Source organism: Sphingomonas sp. CCH10-B3 (genome assembly GCF_001556185.1).
In the GTDB taxonomy this organism is placed as follows: domain Bacteria; phylum Pseudomonadota; class Alphaproteobacteria; order Sphingomonadales; family Sphingomonadaceae; genus Sphingomonas; species Sphingomonas aquatica.
In genome coordinates this window covers 18237-42497 of sequence record NZ_LSIJ01000013.1, presented here as the reverse complement: position 1 = coordinate 42497, position 24261 = coordinate 18237, and the positions used below count along the sequence as shown (strand labels likewise).

The 24261-nt window shown below is 63.8% G+C and carries 20 protein-coding genes; 12 read left to right on the top strand and 8 right to left on the bottom strand.

The genetic code is table 11. The annotated features are described in order from the left end of the window. Nucleotides 1-109: 109 nt before the first annotated feature. Both AX672_RS03660 and AX672_RS18475 read right to left on the bottom strand, forming a co-directional pair. Nucleotides 110-1108, bottom strand: a complete 999-nt coding sequence (locus AX672_RS03660; protein ID WP_066648398.1) for an LLM class flavin-dependent oxidoreductase — start codon at nucleotides 1106-1108, stop codon at nucleotides 110-112. 349 nt (nucleotides 1109-1457) lie between these two features. Further along, a complete protein-coding gene (locus tag AX672_RS18475; protein WP_168727311.1) occupies nucleotides 1458-1907 on the bottom strand; it encodes a hypothetical protein in 450 nt (149 codons plus the stop codon). A 377-nt stretch (nucleotides 1908-2284) separates the two neighbouring features. On the opposite strand from AX672_RS18475, the gene AX672_RS03650 reads away from it, so the two are divergent. The 7 genes from AX672_RS03650 (at nucleotide 2285) to AX672_RS03625 (ending at nucleotide 8938) form a co-directional block, all read left to right on the top strand. Then, complete coding sequence (locus AX672_RS03650; RefSeq protein WP_066648392.1) at nucleotides 2285-2656, top strand: hypothetical protein; 372 nt, start codon at nucleotides 2285-2287, stop codon at nucleotides 2654-2656. A gap of 218 nt (nucleotides 2657-2874) precedes the next feature. Further along, on the top strand, nucleotides 2875-3540 hold the full coding sequence (locus tag AX672_RS03645) for a pyrimidine 5'-nucleotidase (protein ID WP_066648390.1): 666 nt from the start codon (nucleotides 2875-2877) through the stop codon (nucleotides 3538-3540). After that, the gene (gene dapD / locus AX672_RS03640; protein WP_066648388.1) at nucleotides 3537-4364 is read left to right on the top strand and encodes a 2,3,4,5-tetrahydropyridine-2,6-dicarboxylate N-succinyltransferase; all 828 of its coding nucleotides are present in this window, start codon (nucleotides 3537-3539) and stop codon (nucleotides 4362-4364) included. Before AX672_RS03645 ends, dapD begins: the two co-directional genes overlap by 4 nt. A gap of 372 nt (nucleotides 4365-4736) precedes the next feature. After that, a complete protein-coding gene (locus AX672_RS18470; RefSeq protein WP_202189229.1) occupies nucleotides 4737-5276 on the top strand; it encodes a hypothetical protein in 540 nt (179 codons plus the stop codon). A gap of 306 nt (nucleotides 5277-5582) precedes the next feature. Then, a complete protein-coding gene (gene glpX, locus AX672_RS03635; protein ID WP_066648381.1) occupies nucleotides 5583-6551 on the top strand; it encodes a class II fructose-bisphosphatase in 969 nt (322 codons plus the stop codon). Nucleotides 6552-6619: 68 nt separating this feature from the next. Beyond that, nucleotides 6620-8467, top strand: a complete 1848-nt coding sequence (locus AX672_RS03630) for a CocE/NonD family hydrolase (protein ID WP_066648378.1) — start codon at nucleotides 6620-6622, stop codon at nucleotides 8465-8467. A 120-nt stretch (nucleotides 8468-8587) separates the two neighbouring features. Further along, complete coding sequence (locus AX672_RS03625; RefSeq protein WP_066648375.1) at nucleotides 8588-8938, top strand: response regulator; 351 nt, start codon at nucleotides 8588-8590, stop codon at nucleotides 8936-8938. Between the two features lie 7 nt (nucleotides 8939-8945). On the opposite strand, the gene AX672_RS03620 is transcribed toward AX672_RS03625, so the two are convergent. The 6 genes from AX672_RS03620 to AX672_RS03595 all read right to left on the bottom strand — a co-directional run bounded on the left by AX672_RS03620 (nucleotide 8946) and on the right by AX672_RS03595 (nucleotide 17249). Next, nucleotides 8946-10412 carry a sensor histidine kinase gene (locus tag AX672_RS03620; RefSeq protein ID WP_168727309.1) on the bottom strand — a complete coding sequence of 489 codons (1467 nt, stop codon included), beginning with the start codon at nucleotides 10410-10412 and terminating at the stop codon, nucleotides 8946-8948. A gap of 129 nt (nucleotides 10413-10541) precedes the next feature. Next, on the bottom strand, nucleotides 10542-11312 hold the full coding sequence (locus AX672_RS03615) for an ABC transporter permease (RefSeq protein WP_066648369.1): 771 nt from the start codon (nucleotides 11310-11312) through the stop codon (nucleotides 10542-10544). Beyond that, a complete protein-coding gene (locus AX672_RS03610; RefSeq protein WP_066648365.1) occupies nucleotides 11309-12265 on the bottom strand; it encodes an ABC transporter ATP-binding protein in 957 nt (318 codons plus the stop codon). Before AX672_RS03610 ends, AX672_RS03615 begins: the two co-directional genes overlap by 4 nt. 161 nt (nucleotides 12266-12426) lie before the next feature. Then, nucleotides 12427-13155, bottom strand: coding sequence for a DsbA family protein (locus AX672_RS03605; protein WP_066648362.1), 729 nt, complete (start codon nucleotides 13153-13155; stop codon nucleotides 12427-12429). After that, nucleotides 13152-14498 carry a M48 family metalloprotease gene (locus AX672_RS03600; RefSeq protein ID WP_066648360.1) on the bottom strand — a complete coding sequence of 449 codons (1347 nt, stop codon included), beginning with the start codon at nucleotides 14496-14498 and terminating at the stop codon, nucleotides 13152-13154. The genes AX672_RS03605 and AX672_RS03600 overlap by 4 nt, the downstream gene beginning before the upstream one ends. Before the next feature lie 99 nt (nucleotides 14499-14597). Beyond that, entirely contained in the window at nucleotides 14598-17249 is a 2652-nt protein-coding gene (locus tag AX672_RS03595) for an Rne/Rng family ribonuclease (RefSeq protein WP_231731142.1), read from the bottom strand. A gap of 476 nt (nucleotides 17250-17725) precedes the next feature. Here AX672_RS03595 and AX672_RS03590 point away from each other — a divergent pair, with 476 nt between their 5' ends. The 5 genes from AX672_RS03590 (at nucleotide 17726) to AX672_RS03570 (ending at nucleotide 24259) form a co-directional block, all read left to right on the top strand. Beyond that, the gene (locus AX672_RS03590) at nucleotides 17726-18976 is read left to right on the top strand and encodes an N-acetylmuramoyl-L-alanine amidase family protein (RefSeq protein ID WP_066648352.1); all 1251 of its coding nucleotides are present in this window, start codon (nucleotides 17726-17728) and stop codon (nucleotides 18974-18976) included. 75 nt (nucleotides 18977-19051) lie between these two features. Further along, a complete protein-coding gene (locus AX672_RS03585) occupies nucleotides 19052-21586 on the top strand; it encodes a penicillin-binding protein 1A (RefSeq protein WP_066648350.1) in 2535 nt (844 codons plus the stop codon). Between the two features lie 104 nt (nucleotides 21587-21690). Beyond that, nucleotides 21691-22818, top strand: coding sequence for a peptide chain release factor 2 (gene prfB / locus AX672_RS03580; RefSeq protein WP_066648347.1), 1128 nt, complete (start codon nucleotides 21691-21693; stop codon nucleotides 22816-22818). Between the two features lie 7 nt (nucleotides 22819-22825). Then, nucleotides 22826-23503 carry a class I SAM-dependent methyltransferase gene (locus tag AX672_RS03575; protein WP_066648344.1) on the top strand — a complete coding sequence of 226 codons (678 nt, stop codon included), beginning with the start codon at nucleotides 22826-22828 and terminating at the stop codon, nucleotides 23501-23503. A gap of 96 nt (nucleotides 23504-23599) precedes the next feature. Beyond that, entirely contained in the window at nucleotides 23600-24259 is a 660-nt protein-coding gene (locus tag AX672_RS03570; protein WP_202189228.1) for a hypothetical protein, read from the top strand. Nucleotides 24260-24261: the final 2 nt, after the last annotated feature.

The window sequence follows — 24261 nt, the reverse complement described above, 5'->3', positions numbered from 1 at the left end:
CACCTTCCCCCGTTCGTTTCGAGCGAAGTCGAGAAACAGGCCACAGGCGGTGCGGACGAGTTTCTCGACTTCGCTCGAAACAAGCGGCTCATAGTAAAGTAATCAGGGTCTAAGCCGCCACGCGCAATTCCTGCATTGCCGCTGCTGCATAGCTGAGGCTGGCCTTGCGCGCCTCGTGGTCGAAGATCGAGCTCGTCAGGATCAGCTCGTCGGCGCCGGTGCGGGCGACGAACTTGGCGATCTCGCGCGCGAGCTTGGCCGGGCCGCCGGTTGCCGAGCATTGCAGCACATGGCCAAGGATCGCCGCCGCACTGTCGGGCAGGCTCTCGCGATAGCCCGCGACCGGCGGCGGCAGCTGGCGCGGCTGGCCGGTGCGCAGCGCTACGAAGGCCTGCGCTTGCGAGCTGGCGAGATACTCGGCCTCGGCATCGGTCGCCGCGCCAAAGACGTTGAACCCGGCAGCGACATAGGGCTTGGCGAGTGCTGCCGAGGGGCGGAAGGTCCGGCGATAGATGTCCAGCGCCGCATCAAGCGCATCGGGCGCGAAATGCGAGGCGAAGGCATAGGGCAGGCCAAGCGCGGCGGCGAGTTGCGCGCCGAACGTGCTCGACCCGAGAATCCACATCTCGACCTTGGCGCCCGCGCCCGGCATCGCGCTGATCCCGGTCTGGCCGTCATCCGCGAAATAGCTCTGGATTTCGAGCACGTCCTGCGGGAAGGCGTTGGGATCGCTATCGAGGTTACGCCGCAGCGCTTGCGCCACCCGCTGGTCCGATCCCGGCGCGCGGCCGAGCCCCAAGTCGATCCGCCCTGGAAACAGCGCGTCGAGCGTGCCGAATTGCTCGGCAACCACCAGCGGTGCGTGGTTGGGCAGCATGATCCCGCCCGCACCGACGCGGATGCTGCGCGTGGCGGCTGCGACATGGCCGATCACGACGGCGGCGGCACCCCCGGCGATCCCCGGCATCCCGTGATGCTCGGCGATCCAGTAGCGGGTGAAGCCCAGGTCCTCGGCATGGCGCGCGAGATCGGCGGTATTGGCAAAAGCCTGCGCCACCGTGCCGCCTTCGACAACGGGGACCAGATCGAGAAGGGAGTATTTCGTCATGAGGGGGAAGATGGGGAAGATTGCGGTGGAGTGCTAGGGGCTGTGGGGTGGCTGATGTTATCGATTAGCAAGCGAGCGCATAAGCTCGGAGCCGCGGTCGACCACAATTGAGTGGACTTTCGACGGGCCGTCATAAATATGCTTGCTCAAGCTAGCTCCCAGCAACCCCAGTCCAGCTACCATTGTCGAAAAGTGGACATACATGGGTCACGATCCTGACCAAATCCCTGCAGGGCGCTTCATTCGATACTCAATAGCGAAGCTTCCGAAATCAAAGATGAGCGTCAGAATCACCGGCCCTGGGTTGAGCAACGTTCGATTGATCCTGATTCACAATTCTACCGTTGGGTCATTCCTGTCCATTATCTTTGGGATCCGCTTGATCACTAACCTCTGTCGATACCGTAGGCTGCTCGCCTTTGGACGGTGCCGGATCGCCCGCGCTAGCCGATTCTACGGCATCGATATTGGGAATAGCCTCAGCCGGGGTAGCTTCCCCTGCGAGAACCAACGCGCCATGCTGTAACGCTTGCTTGAAAAATGCGGTAGCCGTCGTCAATTCGTATTTTTCTCGATAGGCGAGTGTCGCATCGGCGTAAAAATCTTCGTTGACTGTCAACGTGCAGCTTACACTCTCGTCCGCGCCATAAGTGCCATCGCCTGGATAATTGCCGGCGTCAGCAAGCGCTGCTTTTGTGAGGCGGTTCAGGGCTTTACCCTTTGCGCCAAGCTTGATCTGTAAGCGGGTTATTTCATCCCCAAGTTTACTCGGCACCTTGCATTGCAACTTTTTCGACACCAATTGAACCCTTCTTTCTCTGGTCGGCATTGGTACATATGGTATATTCGGGAGAATAGGAAGTCTTAGAACGAATGGAATCTTTAAGAAGGGCGGCAAGGATAGGCGTTTGGGCTGTGCAGGCCAGCATCGTTTTGATAGGCGTCGCAGACTATCAAATCATGAAATTCTATATCACGTCGCCACGACTCCCGATTTTCATTGACTAAAAGGAAGATACTAGTCAGTATAAATTAATATGACGAACCGGCACGAAAATAGCATCAGAAGTGAAACTGCGCTCTTGACTGCGTTCTACACTTGTGAACGCGCCCGAGTCGAGAGTATATGCACGGCATCCGAGGCCCAAGCCATGCGTCTAGAGGAGGCTGTAGCTGATGCTGAGCGAACAATCGACAATAGCCGTCGGTTGCTACCCCCTTTTGGACGGGGTGCTCTGGCTCCTAAATGATCATCTTTCGAGCGTGGCAGCCGCCGCGCTGTCCGCGCTGGCGCTATTTGTCCTTACGAGGGCTGCGGGCGCGATCATTGGCGAGTATGCCAAGGAAGCGTATTTCACTCGCTTCAAAAATGAGCGTAGGAAGCTGAAGGCGGAAGTGGATGGTTTGGCGCGGCATAACAAACAAATCCAAAGCGATATTGATTATGCTTGCGCTGCCATCGGTCGCCTGAGGGAGGAGAACGACCGACTGCTCGTGCGGGCGGTCCAGGCTGAGCAGATGCTGCGTCGCATCGCGGAACCGACATAAGCAGCGGTTCCATAAAAATGGCTGCAGCGGCAGTCGGCAAACTACGGCACGCAAGCGACGATGATTGCGTTACACGCTGACTCCTCGTCCAAAGTCCGCAATTGAGCGAAAGCCGAACAGCGGAGTCATAAGTCCCGAACCTAAAGGATTCGGCGTCATGGCGAGAGCAACTGTGCCCCCGCTTGCCCCCATCCCCCGCGCCGCTTAGGACCTCCCCCATGCTCGCGCGCCTGGCCCCGATCCGGAACTGGATCTTCGATCTCGACAACACGCTCTACCCTGCTCGCACCAATATCGGCGGGCAGATGGACACGCGGATCACGCAATATATCGTCGATCTGCTGGGGCTGGAGTGGGCCGCGGCGCGCACGCTCCAGAAGAAATTCTTCCATGAGAAAGGCACGACGCTCGCCGGGCTGATCGCGGACCATGGCGTCGATCCGCATCATTATCTCGAGTTCGTCCATGATCTCGAAATGGACGTGCTCGAACATGACGCGCCGCTGGTCGCCGCGATCGCGCAATTGCCGGGGCGCAAGCTCATCTTCACCAATGCCGATGCGCCCTATGCGACGCGGGTGCTCGCGCGGCTGGGCCTCTCCGACAGCTTCGAGGCGATCCACGATATCCACGCGACCAATTACGTGCCCAAGCCCGACCCGCAGGTCTATCGCGGGCTGTGCGAAGCCTATGATCTCGATCCGTGCGAAAGCCTGTTCGTCGAGGATATGGCCCGCAACCTCGCGCCCGCCAAAGCGATCGGCATGACGACGGTGTGGGTCGATAACGGCTCGGAGCAAGGGCCGGGCGCGGTGCCGGAATTTATCGATTTCACCACGCATGATCTCGCGGCATGGTTGCACGAGATAATGGAGGCAGCATGACCGAAGCCCTGCAAGTGACCATCGACGAAGCCTGGGAAGCGCGCGACACCATCAATTTCGACACGCGCGGTGCGATCCGCGATGCCGTGGTCGATGCGATCCGCTTGCTCGACGCCGGCACCGCGCGCGTCGCCGAGCCCGATGGCGCGGGCGGCTGGCACGTCAACCAGTGGCTGAAGAAAGCGGTGCTGCTGTCGTTCCGGCTGAACGACATGGTCGAGATCGCGGGCGGCCCCGGGCCGTCGTCGTGGTGGGACAAGGTGCCGTCGAAGTTCGAACATTGGCAGGCGGCGGACTTCCGCAAGGCGGGCTTCCGCGCGGTGCCGGGCAGCATCGTGCGGCGCGGCGCTTTCATCGGCAAGGGCGCGGTGCTGATGCCGAGCTTCGTCAACATCGGCGCGCATGTCGGCGAGGGGACGATGGTCGACACCTGGGCGACAGTGGGGAGCTGCGCGCAGATCGGCCGCAACGTGCACCTTTCGGGCGGCGCCGGGATCGGCGGCGTGCTCGAGCCGCTGCAGGCAGGCCCCGTGGTGATCGAGGACGGCGCGTTCATCGGTGCGCGCGCCGAAGTGGCCGAAGGCGTGCGCGTCGGCGAAGGCGCGGTGCTGTCGATGGGGGTGTATCTCGGCGCCTCCACCAAGATCATCGACCGCGCGACGGGCGAAATTCACCGCGGCTTCGTGCCGCCCTATTCGGTGGTGGTGCCGGGGACGATCGGCGGCGGCAACGGCGTGCCTGCGCTCTACTGCGCGGTGATCGTGAAGCAGGTCGACGCGCAGACGCGCTCGAAGACGAGCATCAATGAGCTGCTTAGGGATTAGGGGGGCGGGGTGTCAGGTGTGCTCTGTCCAATAGCTGTCAAAAGTTGCTGTGCGGTACCGAAACTACCGGTAGGAGCTTGTCAAATACATACATACCATATAAAATATGTGATGTTTAATTAGTTGATTGCGCTTATTATGGACATCTAGAAGCATTCACAAACATTACTGATCACTAATGGTTTAAAGAGACATTTTCCATATCGAAAAGATAAGATGCATTACAGGTTTAAATCCCTTCTTCGAAAGAAATTTGAACGCACACAGCGAACTTCCGAGTCAGATAATATTTGGAATATACAAACAATTACGCTGATTTGTAGTGTCATTATTTCAGTTCTATCTACTGCAGCAAGCATATACCAGCTATCAATGTTTGAACGTGAAAGAGAAACTCCCTACAGAGCAATAACTTACTCATCAAAGATTGAATCTTACAGAATTATTACTTCCAGTTTTGATTCGATGTTGCGGGCGTCTTGGGAAATCGATGAAAAACTCACAGATGCACAGGTAACATATGATATCATTGTAGCACAAAGAAAATCGAAAATTAAGATGAACGAAGAAGAGAAGGCCGCATATTTGAATTCAAGAGACAAATATCAAAAGGCGTTAGATAATTTCGACCGTGACCTTAGGGAATTCCAAACGGAAACTGCTGTATCTAAGGCATTTTGGAGTCGCAACGTAACTTCTGGTTTAGAATCTATCTCGAATGAATTGTCGAGCTTTCGTAGTTGCTTCTCCGAGCCTACGTTATTACATCCATTTGGCAATATTCGAGACGGAGAATATTGCCCAACTGACCAAATCAAAAAAGAGACCGTCAATAAAAGATTTATCAATGCATATGCAGAAACATCTGTGATTATGGATGAAGAAATTAGAGTATTTCCATTATCTCGATGAACTGATAATTGATGATATGTCGTAAGCAATATTCGCAATTTCGATTGCGACTGTAAATATCTGAGGCTAAGTTAGAATCTGCCCGCGATTAAACGCTTCGCCTTGCAGACTCGTTGTGCGGAAGTGCGAACGAACCCACCGATGGATAGGTCTGGAGGCAACCGACAGAAAGGCCCCGCCTCCGTCCGAAAGCGAGAACTTCGTCCACATCGTCTGGATGGCAAGATCGTCTCGCCCACCCCCATTCTCGACAACCCGCCGCCAACCGCCTATCGCGCACCCCAACAAATCAAAGGGGAGCCCTTCATGCCCAAAGCCTCCAAGACGCTCGATCGCGTGCTCGTGCTCGAAATGGTGCGCGTTACCGAAGCTGCTGCCGTGGCCGCCGCCAAGCTCGTCGGGCGCGGGGATGAGAAGGCCGCCGATGCCGCCGCGGTCGAGGCGATGCGCGAGGCGCTCAACAAGCTCTACATGGACGGCACTGTCGTGATCGGCGAAGGCGAGCGCGACGAGGCGCCGATGCTTTATATCGGCGAAAAGGTCGGCTCGGCGATCGGCAAGGGGCCGAAGATCGACATCGCGCTCGATCCACTCGAAGGCACGACGATCACTGCCAAGGCCGGGCCGAATGCACTCGCGGTGCTGGCGATTGCCGAGGAAGGCTGCCTGCTCAACGCGCCCGACGTCTATATGGACAAGATCGCGGTCGGGCCGGGCTATCCCAAGGACCTGATCGACCTCGACAAGAGCGTGACCGAGAATGTGAAGGCGCTCGCCAAGGCCAAGGGCGTGAAGCCGAAGGAAATCAACGCCTGCGTGCTCGATCGGCCGCGCCACGAACAGCTGATCAAGGAACTGCGCAAGCTCGGCTGCGGCGTGATGCTGATCGGCGATGGCGATGTCGCGGGGGTGATCGCGACAACCAACCCTGAGACCAATATCGATATTTATCTGGGCCAGGGCGGCGCGCCCGAGGGTGTGCTGGCGGCGGCGGCGCTGCGCTGTGTCGGCGGGCAGTTCAAGGGGCGGCTGGTGTTCCGCAACGACGACGAGCGCGCGCGCGCGGCGAAGTGGGGCGTCACCGATCTCGACAAGCAATATGACCTGAAGGAGCTGGCGAAGGGCGATTGCATCTTCGCCGCAACCGGCGTGACCGACGGGTCGCTGCTCGGCGGCGTGAAGCAGGTCGGCGGCAAGCTGATCACCCACAGCGTGGTGATGCGCGCGTCGAGCGGCACGGTGCGCTGGGTGAAAGGCGAACGCCGGATCGATTGAGGGCGGTTGCGCGGTTGTCGACGCACCGATAGCCTGCGCGGGTCGCTCCCCACGCAGGAACCCGCCCCATGCGCCTGACCTATATCGCCGTCCTGCTCGCCGCTGTCGCCACGCCTGCTGCCTTTGCGCGCCCGCAAGCCGCGCCAACGCCCGCCGCCGCGCCGCAGCCCGCCTTCACTTTCGAAAAGGTGATGGTGCCGATGCGCGACGGCGCGAAGATGGAGACGGTGATCCTGCGGCCAACGGGCGCCAAGGGGCCGCTGCCGATCCTGTTCCAGCGCACCCCTTATGGCGTGCCGCAAGCCGCGCCGCCGCGCGTGCCGGGCGGGTGGAAGTCGCTGGCGGATGACGGCTATATCTTCGTCTTCCAGTCGATGCGCGGGCGCTTCGGCTCGGACGGGGTCTTCACGTTGTCGACGGCGGTGACGCCCAAGGGCCCCGACGAAGCCACCGACGCCTATGATTCGATCGCTTGGCTGGTCAAGAATGTGAAAGGCAACAATGGCAAGGTCGGGATGTGGGGCATCAGCTACCCCGGCTTTACGGCCGCCGTCGCGCTCGCCAGGCCGCACCCCGCGCTCAAAGCCGTCAGCCCGCAGGCGGCGTGGATCGATTACTGGCAGAACGACGACCTGCACCGCAACGGCGCGCTGCGGATGAGCTATCTGGTCGATTGGGTCGCCGCGCTCCAGCTGAAGAAGGATGGCTTTGCCGAATTCGATTACGGCACGGTCGACGCCTATGATTACTTCCTGAAGCTCGGCAGCGCGGCCAATCTCGACAAAATCTGGCAGGGCCGCGCGCCAACAGCGACCGCGCTGTTCGACCATCCCAATCACGACAGCTTCTTCACCAGCCAGCGCTGGTCCGACACGCTCGGCAAGACGACGGTGCCGACGCTCAACGTCGCAGGCTTCTGGGATCAGGAAGACCCATGGGGATCGTGGCAAATCTATGCCAAGCAGAAGGCGAATGACCCCGATCACCTGAGCCAGATGGTCGCCGGGCCGTGGGCGCATGGCAGCTGGTCGGCGCCGGGCAAGGATCTGGGCCGCATTCCGGTCCCGGTCGATCATCCGCAGCAATTCCGTGACGAGATTCAGGCGCCGTTCTTCCGCTACTGGCTGCACGGCAAGGGTGCGCGGCCCGATTTCGACACGCGCATCTTCCAGTCGGGGTCATGGGTGTGGAAGAATTACGAAAGCTGGCCGCCAAAGGCGACGCAGGCAACCGCGCTTTATCTCCACGCCGACGGCTCGCTCGATTTCACGGCGCCCGCGACGGGCGAGGCCTGCCGCAGCTATGTTTCCGATCCCGCCAATCCGGTGCCGTACCGTCCGCGCCCGATCTCGCCGACCTATCCGCGCCCCGAATGGCGTTGGTGGGAAGCCGAGGACCAGCGCTTCGTCGACCACCGCCCCGATGTGCTCAGCTATGTCTCGGCGCCGCTGACCGAGGATTTGACGGTGACGGGCCAGATCGCGGCCGAGCTGATGGCCTCAACCAGCGGCACCGACAGCGATTTCGTCGTCAAGCTGATCGACGTGCTGCCTGATGATTTCGAGAAGTTTAACGATGGCGCTCCGCTCGGCGCCTACACGCGGCAGCTCAACGGCTATCAATGGCCGATCGCGATGGAAATCCGGCGCGGACGCTTCCTGAAGAGCGACGTGGCCCCGCAGGCTTTGGTGCCGGGGCAGGTTACTGCCTGGGACATTGCTCTGCGCGACCACGACCATGTCTTCAGGAAAGGCCACCGGATCATGGTACAGATCCAGTCGAGCTGGTTCCCGGTGATCGACCGCAACCCGCAGACCTTCGTGCCCAACATCGCCCGCGCCAAGCCCGAGGACTATGTGAAGGCCGAGCAGAAAGTGTGCGCCGGATCGAAATTGGTGCTGCCGGTGATGCGGTAGCGCATCCGCCGCGCCCGACCGGAGTGCATTTTCTTCGACGGGCCATGGCTTTGCGCGGATAAAATTGGTCGACAAGGCGTTGGCACGTCGAGTGTCCATTATCGATCAACTTGAGCTGCCATGAAGGTCCTGATTGTCGAAGACGAAATTTTCGCCGCGTTGCACCTGGAAGATACCGTGCGGGATCTGGGGTATGAAGTCGTGGGCATCGCGCCCGACCAGCCCTCCGCGCTGGAACTCGCCGCTGCCAAGCCTGACCTTGCGTTTGTCGACTTGAACCTGCGCGACGGGCCGACCGGGCCGGAAATCGCGCGCACGCTGGCCCAGCAGTTCGGCACCAAGGTGCTGATCCTGACCGCCAATCCGCGCGAGGCAGGCGATCCGTTCGACGGGCTGCTCGGCGTACTCAGCAAGCCCTGGGCGCCGAGCGAGCTACAGCGCTATCTCGAAGCGGGTCGGCAACCGAACTGATTGTCCGTCAGGCGCCAGCGGCGCGGTGCACACGGCTGACGTCGAGGCGGATGGTGGCATGCAGCCCCGACGGGCGCCATTCGCGTGTGATCGAGCCGCCAAGCTGGCGCCCGACGCTGAGTTCGGCGAGGTGCGTGCCGAAGCCGGTGCGGGTCGGTGCGGCCGCGATTTCGGGCCCGCCGCTTTCGTGCCAGCAGATCGTCAGCGCATTGCCGCTGAGCGCGATCTCGATCGTCACCTTGCCCTGGGGCGTCGACAGGCTGCCGTATTTGGCGGCGTTGGTGGCGAGTTCATGAACCACCAGCGCAATCGGCGTCGCACCGCGATCGTCGATCGCGACATCGTCACCGGTGATGACGACGCGGTCGGCGTCATCGCTGCGATAGGGTTCGAGCAGCTCGGCGAGCAGCCCCTGCAAATGGCTTTCGCCGAAATCGGGCGCCGATTGCGGGCTGTGCGGCCGGGCGAATTCATGCGCGCGGCCTAACGCTGCAATCCGGCCGAGAAGTTCGTTCATGAACGGCCGCAACTCGGGCATCTGGCGCCCGGTGAAGCTCACCAGGCCCGAAATGACGGCGAAGATGTTCTTAATGCGGTGGCTCAGCTCGCGGTTGAGCAGTTCGTTATGTTCGGCGGCGAGCTTGGCCTCGTTGATGTCGGTGCAAGTGCCGATCCAGCGCGTGATCGTCCCTTGCGGATCGCGAACCGGCAGCGCGCGCCCGAGCACCCAGCGATAGTCGCCGCTATTGTGGCGCAGGCGATATTCGATTTCATAGGGCTCGCCGGTCGCAAGGCTATGCCGCCAGCGCGTCCAGGCGCGTTCCTGATCGTCGGGATGGAACATGCCATTCCACCCTTCGCCGTCGGTCGAACCAGCCGGTACGCCCGTGAAGACATACCATTGCGCGTTGTAATAATCGTGGAAGCCATCGGGCAGCGTCGACCACACCATCTGCGGCATCGCATCGGTCAGCACCGCGAATTTGGCTTCGCTGTCCTGCAGCGCCGCCTCGGCGCGGATCTGGCCGCCGATTTCGGTGTTGACGCCGAACCAGCGCACGATCTTGCCCGTGGCATCGCGCACCGGCACGATCCGGGTCAGGAACGGGTGAAACACGCCATCCGCCGCGCGCAGCGGAAAGATCATCTCGAACGCGTCGCCAGTCTCGATCGCTGCCGTCCAGCGCGCCATCACATCGGGCAGGCGCGCCGGATCGTGCACGGACTGCCAACCCCACCCCTCCATCTGCGCCGGCGTGGTGCCGGTATATTGATACCAGCGCGCATTGTACCAGATCAGATAGCCGTCGCTGCGCGCGATCCAGCACAAGGTCGGCAAATAGTCGGCGAGCCGCGCAAAATCATGCTCGATCGTGGCAATATCCGCAGCCGGGGGAATGTCAGCCAGATGGAGCGGTTCGCGCCAATAACAATCAGCATGGCTTTGTGCCGGCAAATTTGAAACATCGGCCAAGCACAAATTCCAATCGTTGCGATAAATCAACGTTGGAGGTACGCAACCTCGCTGGGTCGGTAAAGCACCAGCATATTGCCTCAGGTTAAGATGCTGTCGACTGGGCGCCGATTGGGCACGCCCTGCCGCTCAGCTCTTCAGCCGCCAGCCGGTTCGAAAGATCCACGCGACCGCGCCAAGGCACAGCAGCAGGAACAGGCCCGTCACGCCGAGGCTCCAACCGATGCTCACGTCGCCGCGCCCGAAGAAGGTCCAGCGGAAGCCGCTGATCAGATAGACGATCGGGTTGAGCAGCGCGACCTGTTGCCAAGCGGGCGGCAGCATCGAGATTGAATAGAAAGTCCCGCCCAGAAACGTCAGCGGTGTGATCACGAGCAAAGGGATCACCTGCAGTTGCTCGAAGCTGTTCGCCCAGATGCCGAGCACGAAGCCGAACAGGCAGAAGGTCACCGCCGTCAGCGCCATAAACGCAATCATGTAGAGCGGGTGCGCAATCGGCAGCGCGACAAACAAATGCGCGGTTGCGAAAATCACCAGCCCCAGGATCATCGACTTGGTTGCCGCCGCGCCGACATAGGCGAGTACCGTCTCGAACGGCGACAGCGGCGCCGACAGCAATTCGTAGATCGTGCCCGACCATTTGGGCAGGTAAATGCCGAAGCTCGCATTGCCGATGCCCTCGGTCAGCATTGACAGCAGCATCAGCCCGGGCACGATGAACGCGCCATACGCCACGCCATCGACGGTGTTGATCCGCCCGCCGATCGCCGAGCCGAACACGACGAAATAGAGCGACGTGGTGATGACCGGCGTTGCGAGGCTGGTCAGGATCGTGCGGCGGAAGCGCGCGAGTTCGAAGCGGTAGATCGCGCTGACCCCCGCCCAGTTGAAACCGTTCATGCCGCGACTTCCTCTGCCAGCGCATGCTCGCCCGCGTCGTGGAGCAGCCCTACGAAGATATCCTCGAGCGAGCTCTGCTGGGTGTTGATGTCCTTGTAGCCGATCCCCGCGTCGCCGATCGCGCGCAGCAGCCCGGCGATGCCGGTGCGATCGTGCCCGCCCTCGAACACATATTCGAGCTCATAGCCGTCGCTTTTCAATGTCGGCGCCCATTCGGCCAGCGCGGGCGGCACAGCGCTCAGCGGCTCGGTGAGCGTTACCGTCAGCGTCCGCTTGCCGAGCTTTTGCATCAGCGTCGCCTTGTCCTCGACCAGGATCAGCTTGCCCTTCAGGATCACGCCGACGCGGTCGGCCATTTCCTCGGCTTCCTCGATGTAATGCGTCGTCAGGATGATTGTCGTGCCCTGATCGCGCAGACGCCGCACCAGTGCCCACATGTCGCGGCGCAGCTCGACATCGACGCCGGCGGTGGGCTCATCGAGGAACAGCACGTCGGGTTCGTGCGCGAGCGCCTTGGCGATCAGCACGCGGCGCTTCATCCCGCCCGACAACGCCATGATCTTCGACTTGCGCTTGTCCCATAGCGACAGGTCGCGCAGGACCCGCTCGATATGCGCGGCGTCGGGCTTGCGGCCGAACAGTCCCCGGCTGAAAGTGACGGTGTCGATCACCGTCTCGAACGCATCGGTCGACAATTCCTGCGGCACCAGCCCGATGCGGTAGCGCGCCTGCCGGTAATCGCGCGCAATGTCATGGCCCGCGACGGTGACCGATCCTTCGGACGGCGTGACGATGCCGCAGACGATCGAGATGAGCGTCGTCTTGCCCGCGCCATTGGGCCCGAGCAGCGCGAAAATCTCGCCCTTGGCGATCGACAGGTCGACATGGTCGAGCGCGGTCAGGCCCGAGGCATAGGTTTTGGTGAGGCCGGAAATGGCCAGGATCGGTTCCAAAGGCGTGGCGTCCCCGAATGACGTGAGGGCTGGAGATAAGGGCGGGGGACGGGGGCGGCAATGCTTTGCGGGCTCCCTTTCTACCTAATCCCCATATCCTCCTTTCGTTTCTCGACTACGCTCGAAACGAACGGGTGGTTAAGGTCGACGAGGCTGCCCCCTCAGCGTCCCTTGCGTGCGTCGCTCACCAGCCGCTTCAGTTCGTCGATCGGTAGCGCCGACGAAATCACCTGATCGCCGATTACCCATGACGGCGTGCCGCTCATGCCGAGCTTCTTGGCGGTATCGAGATTGCGCGCCAGTTCAGCTTCGATGCGGGGCGACTTGGCGGCGGCTTGAACCTTCGCGAGGTCGAGCCCGGCGGTCGCGACCGCGGCGGCGATGCTGGCATCGTTGACCGGGCCACCGGCATAGAGCGCGCGGTGGAATTCACCGAACCTGCCCATTTCGGCCGCCACCAGGCTGTAGCGTGCAGCCGTCGCGCTTTCTTCGGACAGGATCGGCCAGTCGCGATAGACGACGCGGAGTTGCGGGTCGCTTGCGACCAGCGCGTCGATCAGCGGCAGGCTGGAGCGGCAATAGCCGCAATTGTAGTCGAAATATTCGACGATCGTCACGTCACCGCGCGGATTGCCGGACCAGGCGCTGCCGAACGGTTCGACGATCGCGGCCTTGTCGGCGTCGATCGCCTCGCCGGTCTGGCGGCGGCGCAAGGCGCTCGAGGCTTCGACCAGCACTTCGGGATGGCTGACGAGATAGTCATGGACGATCTGCTCGGTCCGCGCGCGATCGCTGCCGACCGGCGCGCCCATCCGCCCGGCGAGATAGACGCCGCCTGCGCCAAGCGCCGCCGCGCCGAGCCCCACCACGACGAGCAGCAGCCGGTTCACCGCCGCCCTTTCCGCTGTTCGTCGATCACATTCTGGGTCAGCAGCACCAGATCCTGCGCGCGAATCCAGTCGGGGGTGTTGGGCGGCAGCCCTGCCAGTGCCCCGCGCGCGCTGATCGACGTCGTGCGCAGATCACCGTTGAGTGCGGCGCGTTCGGCAGTCGCAAGCATGGCGCGCGCGCGGTCGCCCTTGCGTTCATAAACGACGCCCAGCTGGAACCATGCGAAGGGATTTTCGCTGTCGCGCCCGACCGCCTGACGCAGCACTTTTTCGGCTTCGACAAAATGGGCCGGATTTTCGGTCGCAATCAGCGCATGGCCGAAAGTGGTGGCGATCAGCGGCTGATAGCCGCTGCGCTCGGTCGCTTCGCGCAGTGGCGCCAGCGCTTCGTCGGGTTTGCCCGATTCGAGCAGAATCTGGCCCTTGATCTCAAGGAAATAGGGATCGTCAGGGCGTGCCCGCACCAGCGCATCGGCCTCGGCATTGGCTTTTTCGGGATAGCCGCCCTTATGAAAGGCATAGGCGCGCGCATAATGCGCATAAAGGCTCTGGTCCTCGACCGGATAGGCACTCAGCGTGCGCGGCGGATCGTTGACATAGCCCGCAAGCTTGGCCTTCACGCGCTTGAACTTGTCTTCGAGCGCCGGGTCGGTGGGCTTGGCGAAGGCGGGCGACGCCCGCACCGTTTCAGTCAGCGTCGCGACGCGTTCGCCGCTCAGCGGGTGGCTCTGCGAAAACGGGTCGATGTTGGTGTAACCTGCGCGATATTCGAGATTCTGAAGTTTCCTGAAGAATTCGAGCATCCCGCGCCCGCTGACGCCCGCCGTTTGCAGGAATTTGGCGCCGGTCGCGTCGGCGGTCGATTCCTGCACGCGGCTGAAGGCGAGGTATTTGCCGACGGCCGCCTGCTGGCCTGCGGCGATGATGCCGGCAGCGCCCTCGCCTGACCCCGCTGCTGCCGCCGCGATGCCGAGGACAAGGCTGAGGATCTGGATGGCGGCGGCGGGCTTGATGCCGGCATCGGCCAACGGGACATGGCCGTCGGCGATATGGCCGAGTTCGTGGGCAATCACGCCCTGTACTTGATTGGCATTGTCTGCCGACGCGATCAGCCCCGAATGGACATAAACGGTCTGGCCGCCCGCGACGAAAGCATTGATCGACTCGTCCTGGATCAGCACCACCCGGACGTTGCGCGGCGACAGGCCGGCGGCGAGAATGAGCGGCCGCGACATTTCGTCGAACATCGCCTCGGTCTCGGCATCGCGCAGGATCGACTGCGCCTGCGCCGGCTGGCCGATGGCGAGCAGCGATAAGACCAGCGCAGCGACGAATTTTCTCATGAGTCGGCTATCGGCCAATTCGCGGCGCGGTTCAACGCCGTCGATGCGCGCTGCGTCGCCCGTGCCGCCGGGGTGGGCGGCACGGGCGATCAGTCGCCTTCAGCCGCCGAAGGTCCGGCTCCACCACCCGCTGCGGCGCGGCGCGGCGGGCTCGGCGGCAGGGGCGGCGGCATCGTCGTTCGACGCGACCGGCTCGGGCGCGGCCTCCACCGTTGCTTCGCCAGCAGCAGGCTCGGCCACCGCGACTGGTTCGGCGGCAGGCTCAGCTTCGGCAGCTTCCGCTTTTTTGCGGCGCGTCCGCTTCGGCTTGGCGGCGGGTTCGTCCGCCGCGACTTCGGCTGGCGCTTCGGCCGCAGCTTCAGCCGCCACCTCGGCCTTTTTGGCGCGGGTGCGCGTCCGCTTCGGCGCGGCCTCGGCGGCGGGCTCCGACACGGCCGGCGTGGTCAGCTCGGCAGCTTCCGAAGCCGCTTCGGCTGCCTTGCCGCGACGGCGACGCGTGGGCTTGGGCGCAGCTTCTTCGACCGGCGCGGCCTCCACCTCGGCCGCCTCGGCAACCGGCTCGGATTCGGATGCGGTTTCGGGCTCGATCGGCGCGTCGGCCTCGCTCGGCTGGCCCTCGCCGCGCCGACCCCGGCGACCGCGACGACCGCGACGGCGCGAGGCACCCCCCTCGCTGCGTTCGGCGGTGTCGGTGCCGACGGCTTCATCATCGGCTTCGTCGGCAGCGTCGAGCGCGTCGCCGGCCGCATCGGCGGCGGCATCGTCGTCACGGGCAAAGCTTTCACCCGACGCATCGCTGCGGTCGGCACCACCCTCGGTGCTGCGACCGCGACGACCGCGCCGCCGCCGCCGCTTGCGCCGTGATCCTTCGCCTTCGGCCGGGCGATCCTCGCGGCCCGAACGCGTGTCGCGCGCGCGCTCGGTCACTTCTTCCTCGGCTTCCTCTTCCTCGACCTCTTCTTCCTCGACCTCTTCTTCCTCGACCTCGTCGATTTCGTCCTCGATCTCGACCTTGGGCGGTTCGAAGCGCGGCGTGAAGGCGGGCGGCGGGCCCGATGCCTCGACCGCCATGCGCGCGCCCTCGCGCTCGCCGTCGGACATCACTTCGACCGTCACGCCGTAGCGTTCCTCGATCTCGGCAAGTTCGGCGCGCTTCCGGTTGAGCAGGTAGAAGGCGGCTTCCTGGCTGGCGCGCAAGGTGATGATCGACCCGCGACCGCGCGCGGCCTCGTCCTCGATCAGCCGCAGCGCGCTGAGCCCCGCCGACGAGGCAGTGCGCACGAAGCCCGAGCCCTCGCAATGCGGGCAGGGGCGGGTTGAGGCTTCGAGCACGCCGGTGCGCAGCCGCTGGCGGCTCATTTCCATCAGCCCGAAGGACGAGATGCGACCCACCTGGATGCGGGCGCGATCGTTCTTCATCGCCTCCTTCATCGCCTTTTCGACTTTGCGGACGTTGGAGTTGTTGTCCATGTCGATGAAGTCGATGACGACGAGCCCGGCCATGTCGCGCAAGCGCAACTGGCGCGCGATTTCCTGCGCGGCTTCCAGATTGGTCGCGGTCGCGGTCTGCTCGATGTTATGCTCGCGGGTCGAGCGGCCCGAGTTGATGTCGATCGACACCAAAGCTTCGGTCGGGTTGATCACCAGATAGCCGCCCGACTTGAGCTGGACGACCGGGTGATACATCGCCGCCAGCTGATCCTCGACATGGTTGCGCTGGAACAGCGGCACGGGGTCGCTGTAGTGCTTCACGCGGCGGGCGTGGCTCGGCATCAGCAGCTTCATGAACTGCTTGGCCTGGGCATAGCCCTCGTCGCCCTCGACGATCACTTCGTCGATGTCCTTGTTGTAGATATCGCGGATCGCGCGCTTGATCAGGTCGCTGTCGCCATAGACGAGCGCAGGCGCCGACGATGCGAGCGTCTTTTCGCGGATTTCATCCCACAGCCGCGCGAGATAATCGAAGTCGCGCTTGATCTCGACCTTGGTGCGCTGGAGCCCCGCCGTGCGGACGATGCAGCCCATCGACGGCGGCAGCTTGAGATCGGCCATGATCGATTTGAGCCGCTTGCGGTCGGCGGCGTTCGAGATCTTGCGCGAAATGCCGCCGCCGTGGCTGGTGTTGGGCATCAGCACGCAATAGCGCCCGGCAAGCGAGAGATAAGTCGTGAGCGCCGCGCCCTTGTTGCCGCGTTCTTCCTTGACGACCTGCACCAACAGCACCTGCCGCCTGCGGATCACATCCTGAATCTTGTAGCGGCGGCGCAGGTTCATCCGGCGTTCGCGCAGCGCATCGACGTCATCGCCGCCGTTCGACTTGTTGCGGCGGCGGGGCGCCTCGTCGCCGTCGCCCGACGCTTCGGCATCGCCATCCTGATCGTCGTCGCGACGTTCGCCACTGTCGTCGTCGGCGTCGTCTTCCTCATCCTCATGTTCGGCGCGGAGCGCGGCCTCCTCGGCCGCATGCTCGGCTTCCTCGCGGAGCAGCGCTTCGCGGTCTTCCTTGGGGATCTGGTAATAGTCGGGGTGGATTTCGGAAAAGGCGAGGAAGCCGTGGCGGTTGCCGCCGTAATCGACGAAGGCGGCCTGCAGCGACGGCTCGACGCGGGTCACCTTGGCCAGATAGATATTGCCCTTGAGCTGCTTGCGCTCGGCGGACTCGAAGTCAAACTCCTCGATTCGGTTCCCTTTGACGACGGCAACCCGGGTCTCTTCCCGGTGCCGTGCGTCGATCAGCATACGCATGGTCATTGATTAGTCTCCGTGCGCGCGCGGCGCCGGCAAAAGGGGGTCGCGCGCGAAATAGCGTGCGCTGGGCGGCAGCGAAGCGGCCTGCCCCAGACGCGTGCGGGATGGTGTAAAATGCGTCTGCCCGACGTGCCTGCAGCCCAAAACGGACCGCCAAGCCCCGCGCGACCGCATACCCGCCGGCGCGGGCCGGTCGGTGTGCGGGGCAAGAGGAATGCAACATGCGGACGTCAACCTGGATGAACCGCGCTCGGCCAGAAAAAGGCCACCGGCGGTTGGTTTACCGGCGCGACGCTCGCGGCATCGGACCGGTACGAACATTGCGTAGCATCACCGGAGGCGGGCAGCAACCGGCATGAATTTGCCGGTCAGGCGGCAAGAAGATGCCGAACGGCTTGTTAACCGCCTCCTTTCACGACGATTTGACAGGGGCCCGGTTACCAGCGGCGCAATCGAGTAACCGAGCGGAGCCCCCCGCAATGCCTTTTCGCTGGACCGGCGGTGTCCCCGCGCGGCAATACCGCCCCGTGTCTTTCTTCCTGGCCATGCTGACTTTGTGGTTCGGCGGCGTTCCGGCCTGGGCAGCGACGGTCGAGCGGATCGACGTCGCCGCCGATCATGTCGTGTTGCATTTCGACGCGCGCGTGGCCGGGGCATCGGCGCTGCTGCTCGACCGGCCACAGCGGATCGCGATCGACGTGGCGGGGGCAACGCCGGGGGGCGATGCGGCTGTCGGCGGCGCGGTGTTGCGCGTGCGCCAGGCTGCGCATGAAGGCGGCGCTCGAATCGTGCTCGATCTGGCGCAGCCGGCGATCGTGCAGGAAGGCCGCTTCGGCGACGATGGCATGACGCTGACGCTGGCGCTGCGCACGGTCAGCGATGCCCGGTTCGCGCGCGCGGCGGCAGAGGGCAAGCTGCGCTACCTGCCGCCGTTCAGCTATGGCGGCCGCGCGATCCCTGCCAGTTACAGCATCACCGCGCCGATTCCGGCACCGCGTGCGCAACTGGCGCTGCCGCGCGTCTATGGCGATGACGATAGCCGCCCGCTGGTGGTGATCGATCCGGGCCATGGCGGCATCGATCCCGGCGCGATTTCGCCCAGCAGCGGCTTGAAGGAAAAGGATGTGACGCTGCGCATCGCGCGCGCGATCCGCGATGAGCTGTTGGCGTCGGGCCGGGTACGGGTGGCGCTGACGCGCGAGGACGACCGGTTTCTGGTGCTGCAGGAACGCTATGGCGTCGCGCGCAAGCTGAAGGCCGATCTGTTCATTTCGATTCACTGCGACAGCGTCGGCGGCGGCGATGCCAGCGGCGCGACGGTCTACACGCTGTCCGAAGTCGCCTCCGACAAGGAAGCGGCGCGGCTGGCCGCGCGCGAAAACAAGGCTGACATCATTCAGGGCATCAATCTCGCCGATGCGTCGCCCGACATCTCGTCGCTGCTGATCGACCTGACGCAGCGCGAGACGATGAACAATTCGGCGAGCTTTGCCCGACTGCTCGGCCGCGAGGCGAAGGCACTGGTGCCGATCAAGCCCAATTTCCACCGCATGGCGTCGCTGGTGGTGCTGAAGGCGCCCGACATGCCTTCGATCCTGTTCGAAACCGGCTATATTTCCAACCCGCGTGACGCCGCCTTCATCGATTCGCGCGAGGGCCGGGCGCGGATCGCCGAAAGCGTGAGGCGCGCCGTCGACATCCATTTCGCGCGGCGGCTGGCGTCGAACTGACGTCCCTACGCTCGCGGTGAGCTGCGCGAACGCCACTGGCGCGCGGCGCCAGTTTTGCTACAGCGTCCGCCGACCATGCCCGCGCCAGAAACGTCCGTAAACTTTCGCATCCACCGCGAGACCAATCGCCTGCGGGCGTGGTTTGGCTGGTTCTGGTCGCGCTGGTGGGGGAAGTTGCTGGCATTTTTCGCGGTACTGGGGGCGATCGGCTTCGGGCTGATCTGGATCCTCGTGGCGCGCGATCTGCCCTCGGTCGACAAGCTGCGGACCTATGAGCCGCCGCTGCCGACCAATGTCCGCGCGATCGACGGCATGCCGATCCACAGCTATGCCCGCGAGCGCCGCGTCGAGCTGAGCTACGACGAATATCCGCCGCTGCTGGTCCGCGCCTTCCTCGCCGCCGAAGATCGCACGTTCTTCGAACATCACGGGCTCGATTTCCCGGGGCTGGTCCGCGCGGCGTTCGAAGGCATCGTCTCGGGATCGACGCCGCGCGGCACCTCGACGATCACGCAGCAGGTCGCCAAGAACCTGCTTGTCGGCAACGAAGCCAGCTACACGCGCAAGCTGCGCGAAGCGATTTTGGCGTGGCGGATCGAGGATACGCTAACCAAGCAGCAGATCATCGAGCTTTACCTCAACCAGATCGCGCTCGGCCGGAATGCGTTTGGCGTGGCGGCAGCCAGCCACGCCTATTTCGACAAGGAACTGCACGAGCTGACGCTTGGCCAAATGGCCTATCTGGCGATCCTGCCCAAAGGGCCGGCGCTTTTCGATCCGTTCCGCAAGACCGCGCGGGCGCTCGAACGGCGAACCTATGTGCTGCGCGAGATGCTGCGCAACGGCTTCATCGATCAGGCGCAGTTTGATCGGGCCAATGCCGAGCCGATCGGCGCCGTGTTGCGCCAGAAGCCGCGCTTCGAGCGTGTCGGCGGCTATTTTGTCGAGGAAGTCCGCCGCCAGCTGATCGACAAATTCGGTGAGAGCGAGCGCGACGGGCCGTACAGCGTCTATTCGGGCGGGCTGTGGGTGCGGACCTCCTATGATCCGCAGGTCCAGCAATATGCGCAAAAGGCACTGCGCGAAGGGCTGCTCCGCTATGACCGCGGGCGCGGCTGGAACGGGCCGCTCGCGCATGTCGACCTGCCGGCGGGTGCCGCGGGCGAAGGGCGCGCTTGGCTCCAGCCACTGCTCAACAGCAACATCGGCATCGATTATGAGGATTGGCGCGCGGCGATCGTGATCGAAGTCGGCGCCAATCAGGCCGTGATCGGTTTTGCCGACGGCAAGACCAGCACGCTGCCGCGTTGGGCCGCGCAGATGCCGGTGCGCGGCAAGGGCGGCACGGTGTTCGCCGCACTCACGCCCGGCGACATCATTTCGGTCGCGCCCGAAGGCGATGTGTTCGCGGTCCGCGCCGTGCCGCGGGTGTCGGGCGGGATGGTGGTCGAACAGCCCGCGACTGGCCGCGTGCTGGCAATGCAGGGTGGCTTCGACGCGCGGCTCAACTCGTTCAACCGCGCGACGCAGGCGATGCGCCAGCCGGGATCGACGATCAAGCCGATCGTCTATTCGGCGGCGCTCGAAAACGGCATGACGCCTGCCTCCATCATCGTCGATGCGCCTTATTGCGTCTATCAGGGCGCGCGGCTGGGCCAGAAATGCTTCCGCAACTTCGGCGGCGGGCAGGGGTCGGGGCCGCACACGATGCGCTGGGGCATCGAACAGTCGCGCAACCTGATGACAGTGCGCGCGGCAAGCACGGTCGGCATGGACCATGTCGTCGACACGATCAGCCGAATGGGGATCGGCAAATACCCGCCCTATCTGTCGATCGCGCTGGGGGCGGGCGAAACCACCGTCCAGCGCATGGTCAACGCCTTCTCGATTCTGGCCAATCAGGGCCGGGGGGCGCCATCGACCCTGATCGATTATGTGCAGGACCGTCACGGCAAGGTGATCTGGCCCGAAAACTGGCGCCCATGCGCGCGCTGCAACGCGCCCGACTGGAACGGCCGCGCGATGCCGCGCCCGGTCGTGCGCCAGCGGCAAGTGATCGACGCGGTCAGCGCGTTCCAGATGGTGCACATCACCGAAGGCGTGATCCAGCGCGGCACCGCGACCGTGCTGCGTGACCTGAACCGGCCGATCATGGGCAAAACCGGCACCTCGACCGGGCCGACCGATGTGTGGTTCATCGGCGGGACGCCGCAGATGATTGCTGGACTCTACATCGGTTATGACAATCCGCGCAGCCTGGGCGGCTATGCGCAGGGCGGCACGCTCGCCGCGCCGATCTTCAAGGCCTTTGCCGAAAAGGCCTATGAGGGGCTCGAGCCGATGCCGTTCCGCGCGCCCGCGGGAGTGCGTTTCGTGCGGGTCGATCGCGGATCAGGCCGACCGGTCTATGGCGGCTGGCCGAGCGACGACCCCAAGGCGGCAGTGATCTGGGAAGCGTTCAAGCCCGACAGCGAGCCGCGCCGCGCCGTTGCGCGCTCGGTCAACCCCGATCAGCCGGTCGTCGCGCGCCCGCGCGTCACGCCGCAACAGGACCCGGGGCGGCGGCAGAGCGACAGCGACTTCTTGCAAAGACAGGGCGGAATCTACTAGCGGCGGCGGCTGCGGCGCATCAGATAATGGAAAATTCCTCGCCACCCGATCGTCGCGCTGCACGGGGCGTCGCGGTGGCGAGCGCAGAAAAAGGTTGAAGTTCAATGCGCGCCGAAGCGCAGGCCCATGTCGACAGCATCAACGAGTCGCTCGCGCTGGTGCGCCGGTTCCTGGACTGGGACCGCGCGCTGCGGCGGCTCGACGAATTGAACGCGCGCGTCGAGGACCCGACGCTGTGGAATGATGCGAAAGCCGCACAGGCCGTGATGCGCGAGCGCCGCCGCCTTGACGAAGCGATCGCCGCCACCCGCGCGATCGAGCAGGAACTCAACGACACCGTCGAGCTGATCGAGCTTGCCGACGCCGAAGGCGATGCCGCGATGGCCGATGAAGGCGTCGCCGATCTCGCCCGGCTGGCTGCCCGCGCCAATGACGACAAGGTCAAGGCGCTGCTGGCGGGCGAGGCCGACGGCAATGACACCTATATCGAAGTCAATGCGGGGGCAGGCGGCACCGAAAGCCAGGATTGGGCGGGCATGCTCAGCCGCATGTACACCCGCTGGGCCGAACGCCGAGGCTTGAAGGTCGAGCTGATCGACCAGCATTCGGGCGAGCAGGCGGGCATCAAGTCGGCGACGCTGCTGCTGAAGGGCGAAAATGCCTATGGTTATGCCAAGACCGAGAGCGGCGTGCATCGACTGGTGCGGATCAGCCCCTATGACAGCGCGGCGCGGCGCCACACGTCGTTCGCGAGCGTCTGGGTGTATCCGGTGATCGACGACAATATCGAAGTCGACATTAACGAAAGCGATTTGCGCATCGACACCTATCGCGCGTCGGGCGCGGGCGGGCAGCACATCAACACCACCGACTCGGCGGTGCGCATCACCCATTTGCCGACCGGCATCGTCGTCCAGTGCCAGAACCAGCGCAGCCAGCACAAGAACAAGGCCGAGGCTTATAACCAGCTGCGCGCGCGGCTGTACGAACGCGAATTGTCGATCCGCGAGGCGGCGGCGAATGCCGAAAACGCGACCAAGACCGACATCGGCTGGGGCCACCAGATCCGCTCCTACGTCCTTCAGCCCTATCAGCTGGTGAAGGACTTGCGCACCGGCGTGACTTCGACCGCGCCGGGCGACGTGCTCGACGGCGCGCTCGATCCGTTCATGGCGGCAGCATTGTCGCAGCGCGTGACCGGCGAGCGCGTCGACGTGGAGGACGTCGATTAAGCGGCGCCTGGTCCTGATCGCCCTCGCGGGGCTGGTCGGCGGCTGCGGCCAGCGTGCGGCACCGATTTTTCCGGCGCCCGACCGCCCGGTCGCCCGCATCGTCTCGGCGCGCTGGTCGACCGAGGAAGCGCGCGATCGCAAGAACGAAGCCGGCGAAGTGATGGACAAGGCGCGCATCAAGCCCGGCATGACCGTTGCCGATATCGGTGCGGGCGAGGGTTATTACACGATCCGCCTGGCACAGCGCGTTGGCCCGAGCGGGCGGGTGCTGGCCGAAGACATTGTCCCTGCAACGCGCGACGCGCTGGCCGAACGCGTGACGCGCGAGCAGCTGCAAAGCGTGTCGGTGCGGCTCGGCGAGCCTGCCGATCCGAAGCTGCCCGACAATAGTTTCGACCGTGTGCTGATGATCCACATGTATCACGAGATCGAACAGCCCTATGAATTCCTGTGGCGGATGCGGCCCTCGCTGAAGCCCGACGGGCTGGTGATCGTCGTCGATGCCGATCGCCCGACGCAGAACCACGGCACCCCGCCCGCGCTGTTGAAATGCGAATTTGCCGCGGTCGGCTATCAGCTCGTGTCGACCGACAACATGCCGTCGGCGGGTGGCTATATGGCGGCGTTCAAGGCCGTCGGCCCGCGCCCCGATCCGAGCGCGATCAAGGGCTGCCGACTCCGCTGACGCGGTGCACCGAAACAACCGGTTTGGACCCGATTGCCCGCGCGCCGCGGGCGATCAACCTATCGTCGTTGCGCGATTGCGCGTAGGTTGATGCCGGTGCGTTTCAGACTCGGCAGGCAGGGCGAACTCGCGATGGCGCAGGACGATTACGACGATCTCGATCTTGATCTCGACCCCGCAGCGCCGATCGGCGACCCGGATCGCGATGGCGAGCGGCTGGCCAATTTCGGTGACGCAGTCACCAATGCCGATGTCGTCCGTGCCGACTTTGGCATGCTCGGCCTTGCGGCGGCGGCGCCCGGGCCGATGCCGATCGATACGGCGAAGATGCTCGCTTTCCTGAACGCCTGCATGACCAGCCAGCCGCGCGTGCAATATGGGCTGGGCGCGAAAATTCCGAACGATGCGGCGCAGCCGGGGCGCGATTTCACCAAGGTCGATTGCAGCGGCTTCGTGCGCGCGGCGATCCGCCGCTCGACCGCGCCCAAAGTCGCTTTTCCCGACGGATCGGTGGTGCAGCATGATTGGGTGCGCGATCAGGGCTATACGCGCCAGACGCTCGCCGACGGCAAGCTTGATGACGGCCGGGTGCGCATCGCCTTTCTCTCGCCCGCCGACAGCCCCAGCCGGATCGGCCATGTCGTGCTGATCCTGAATGGCAAGACGCTGGAGAGCCATGGCGGTGTCGGCCCCAACAGCCGGGCATGGACCGGGCAGGGCTGGCAAGCGAAGGCGCGGGTATATCTGCTCAAATAGTG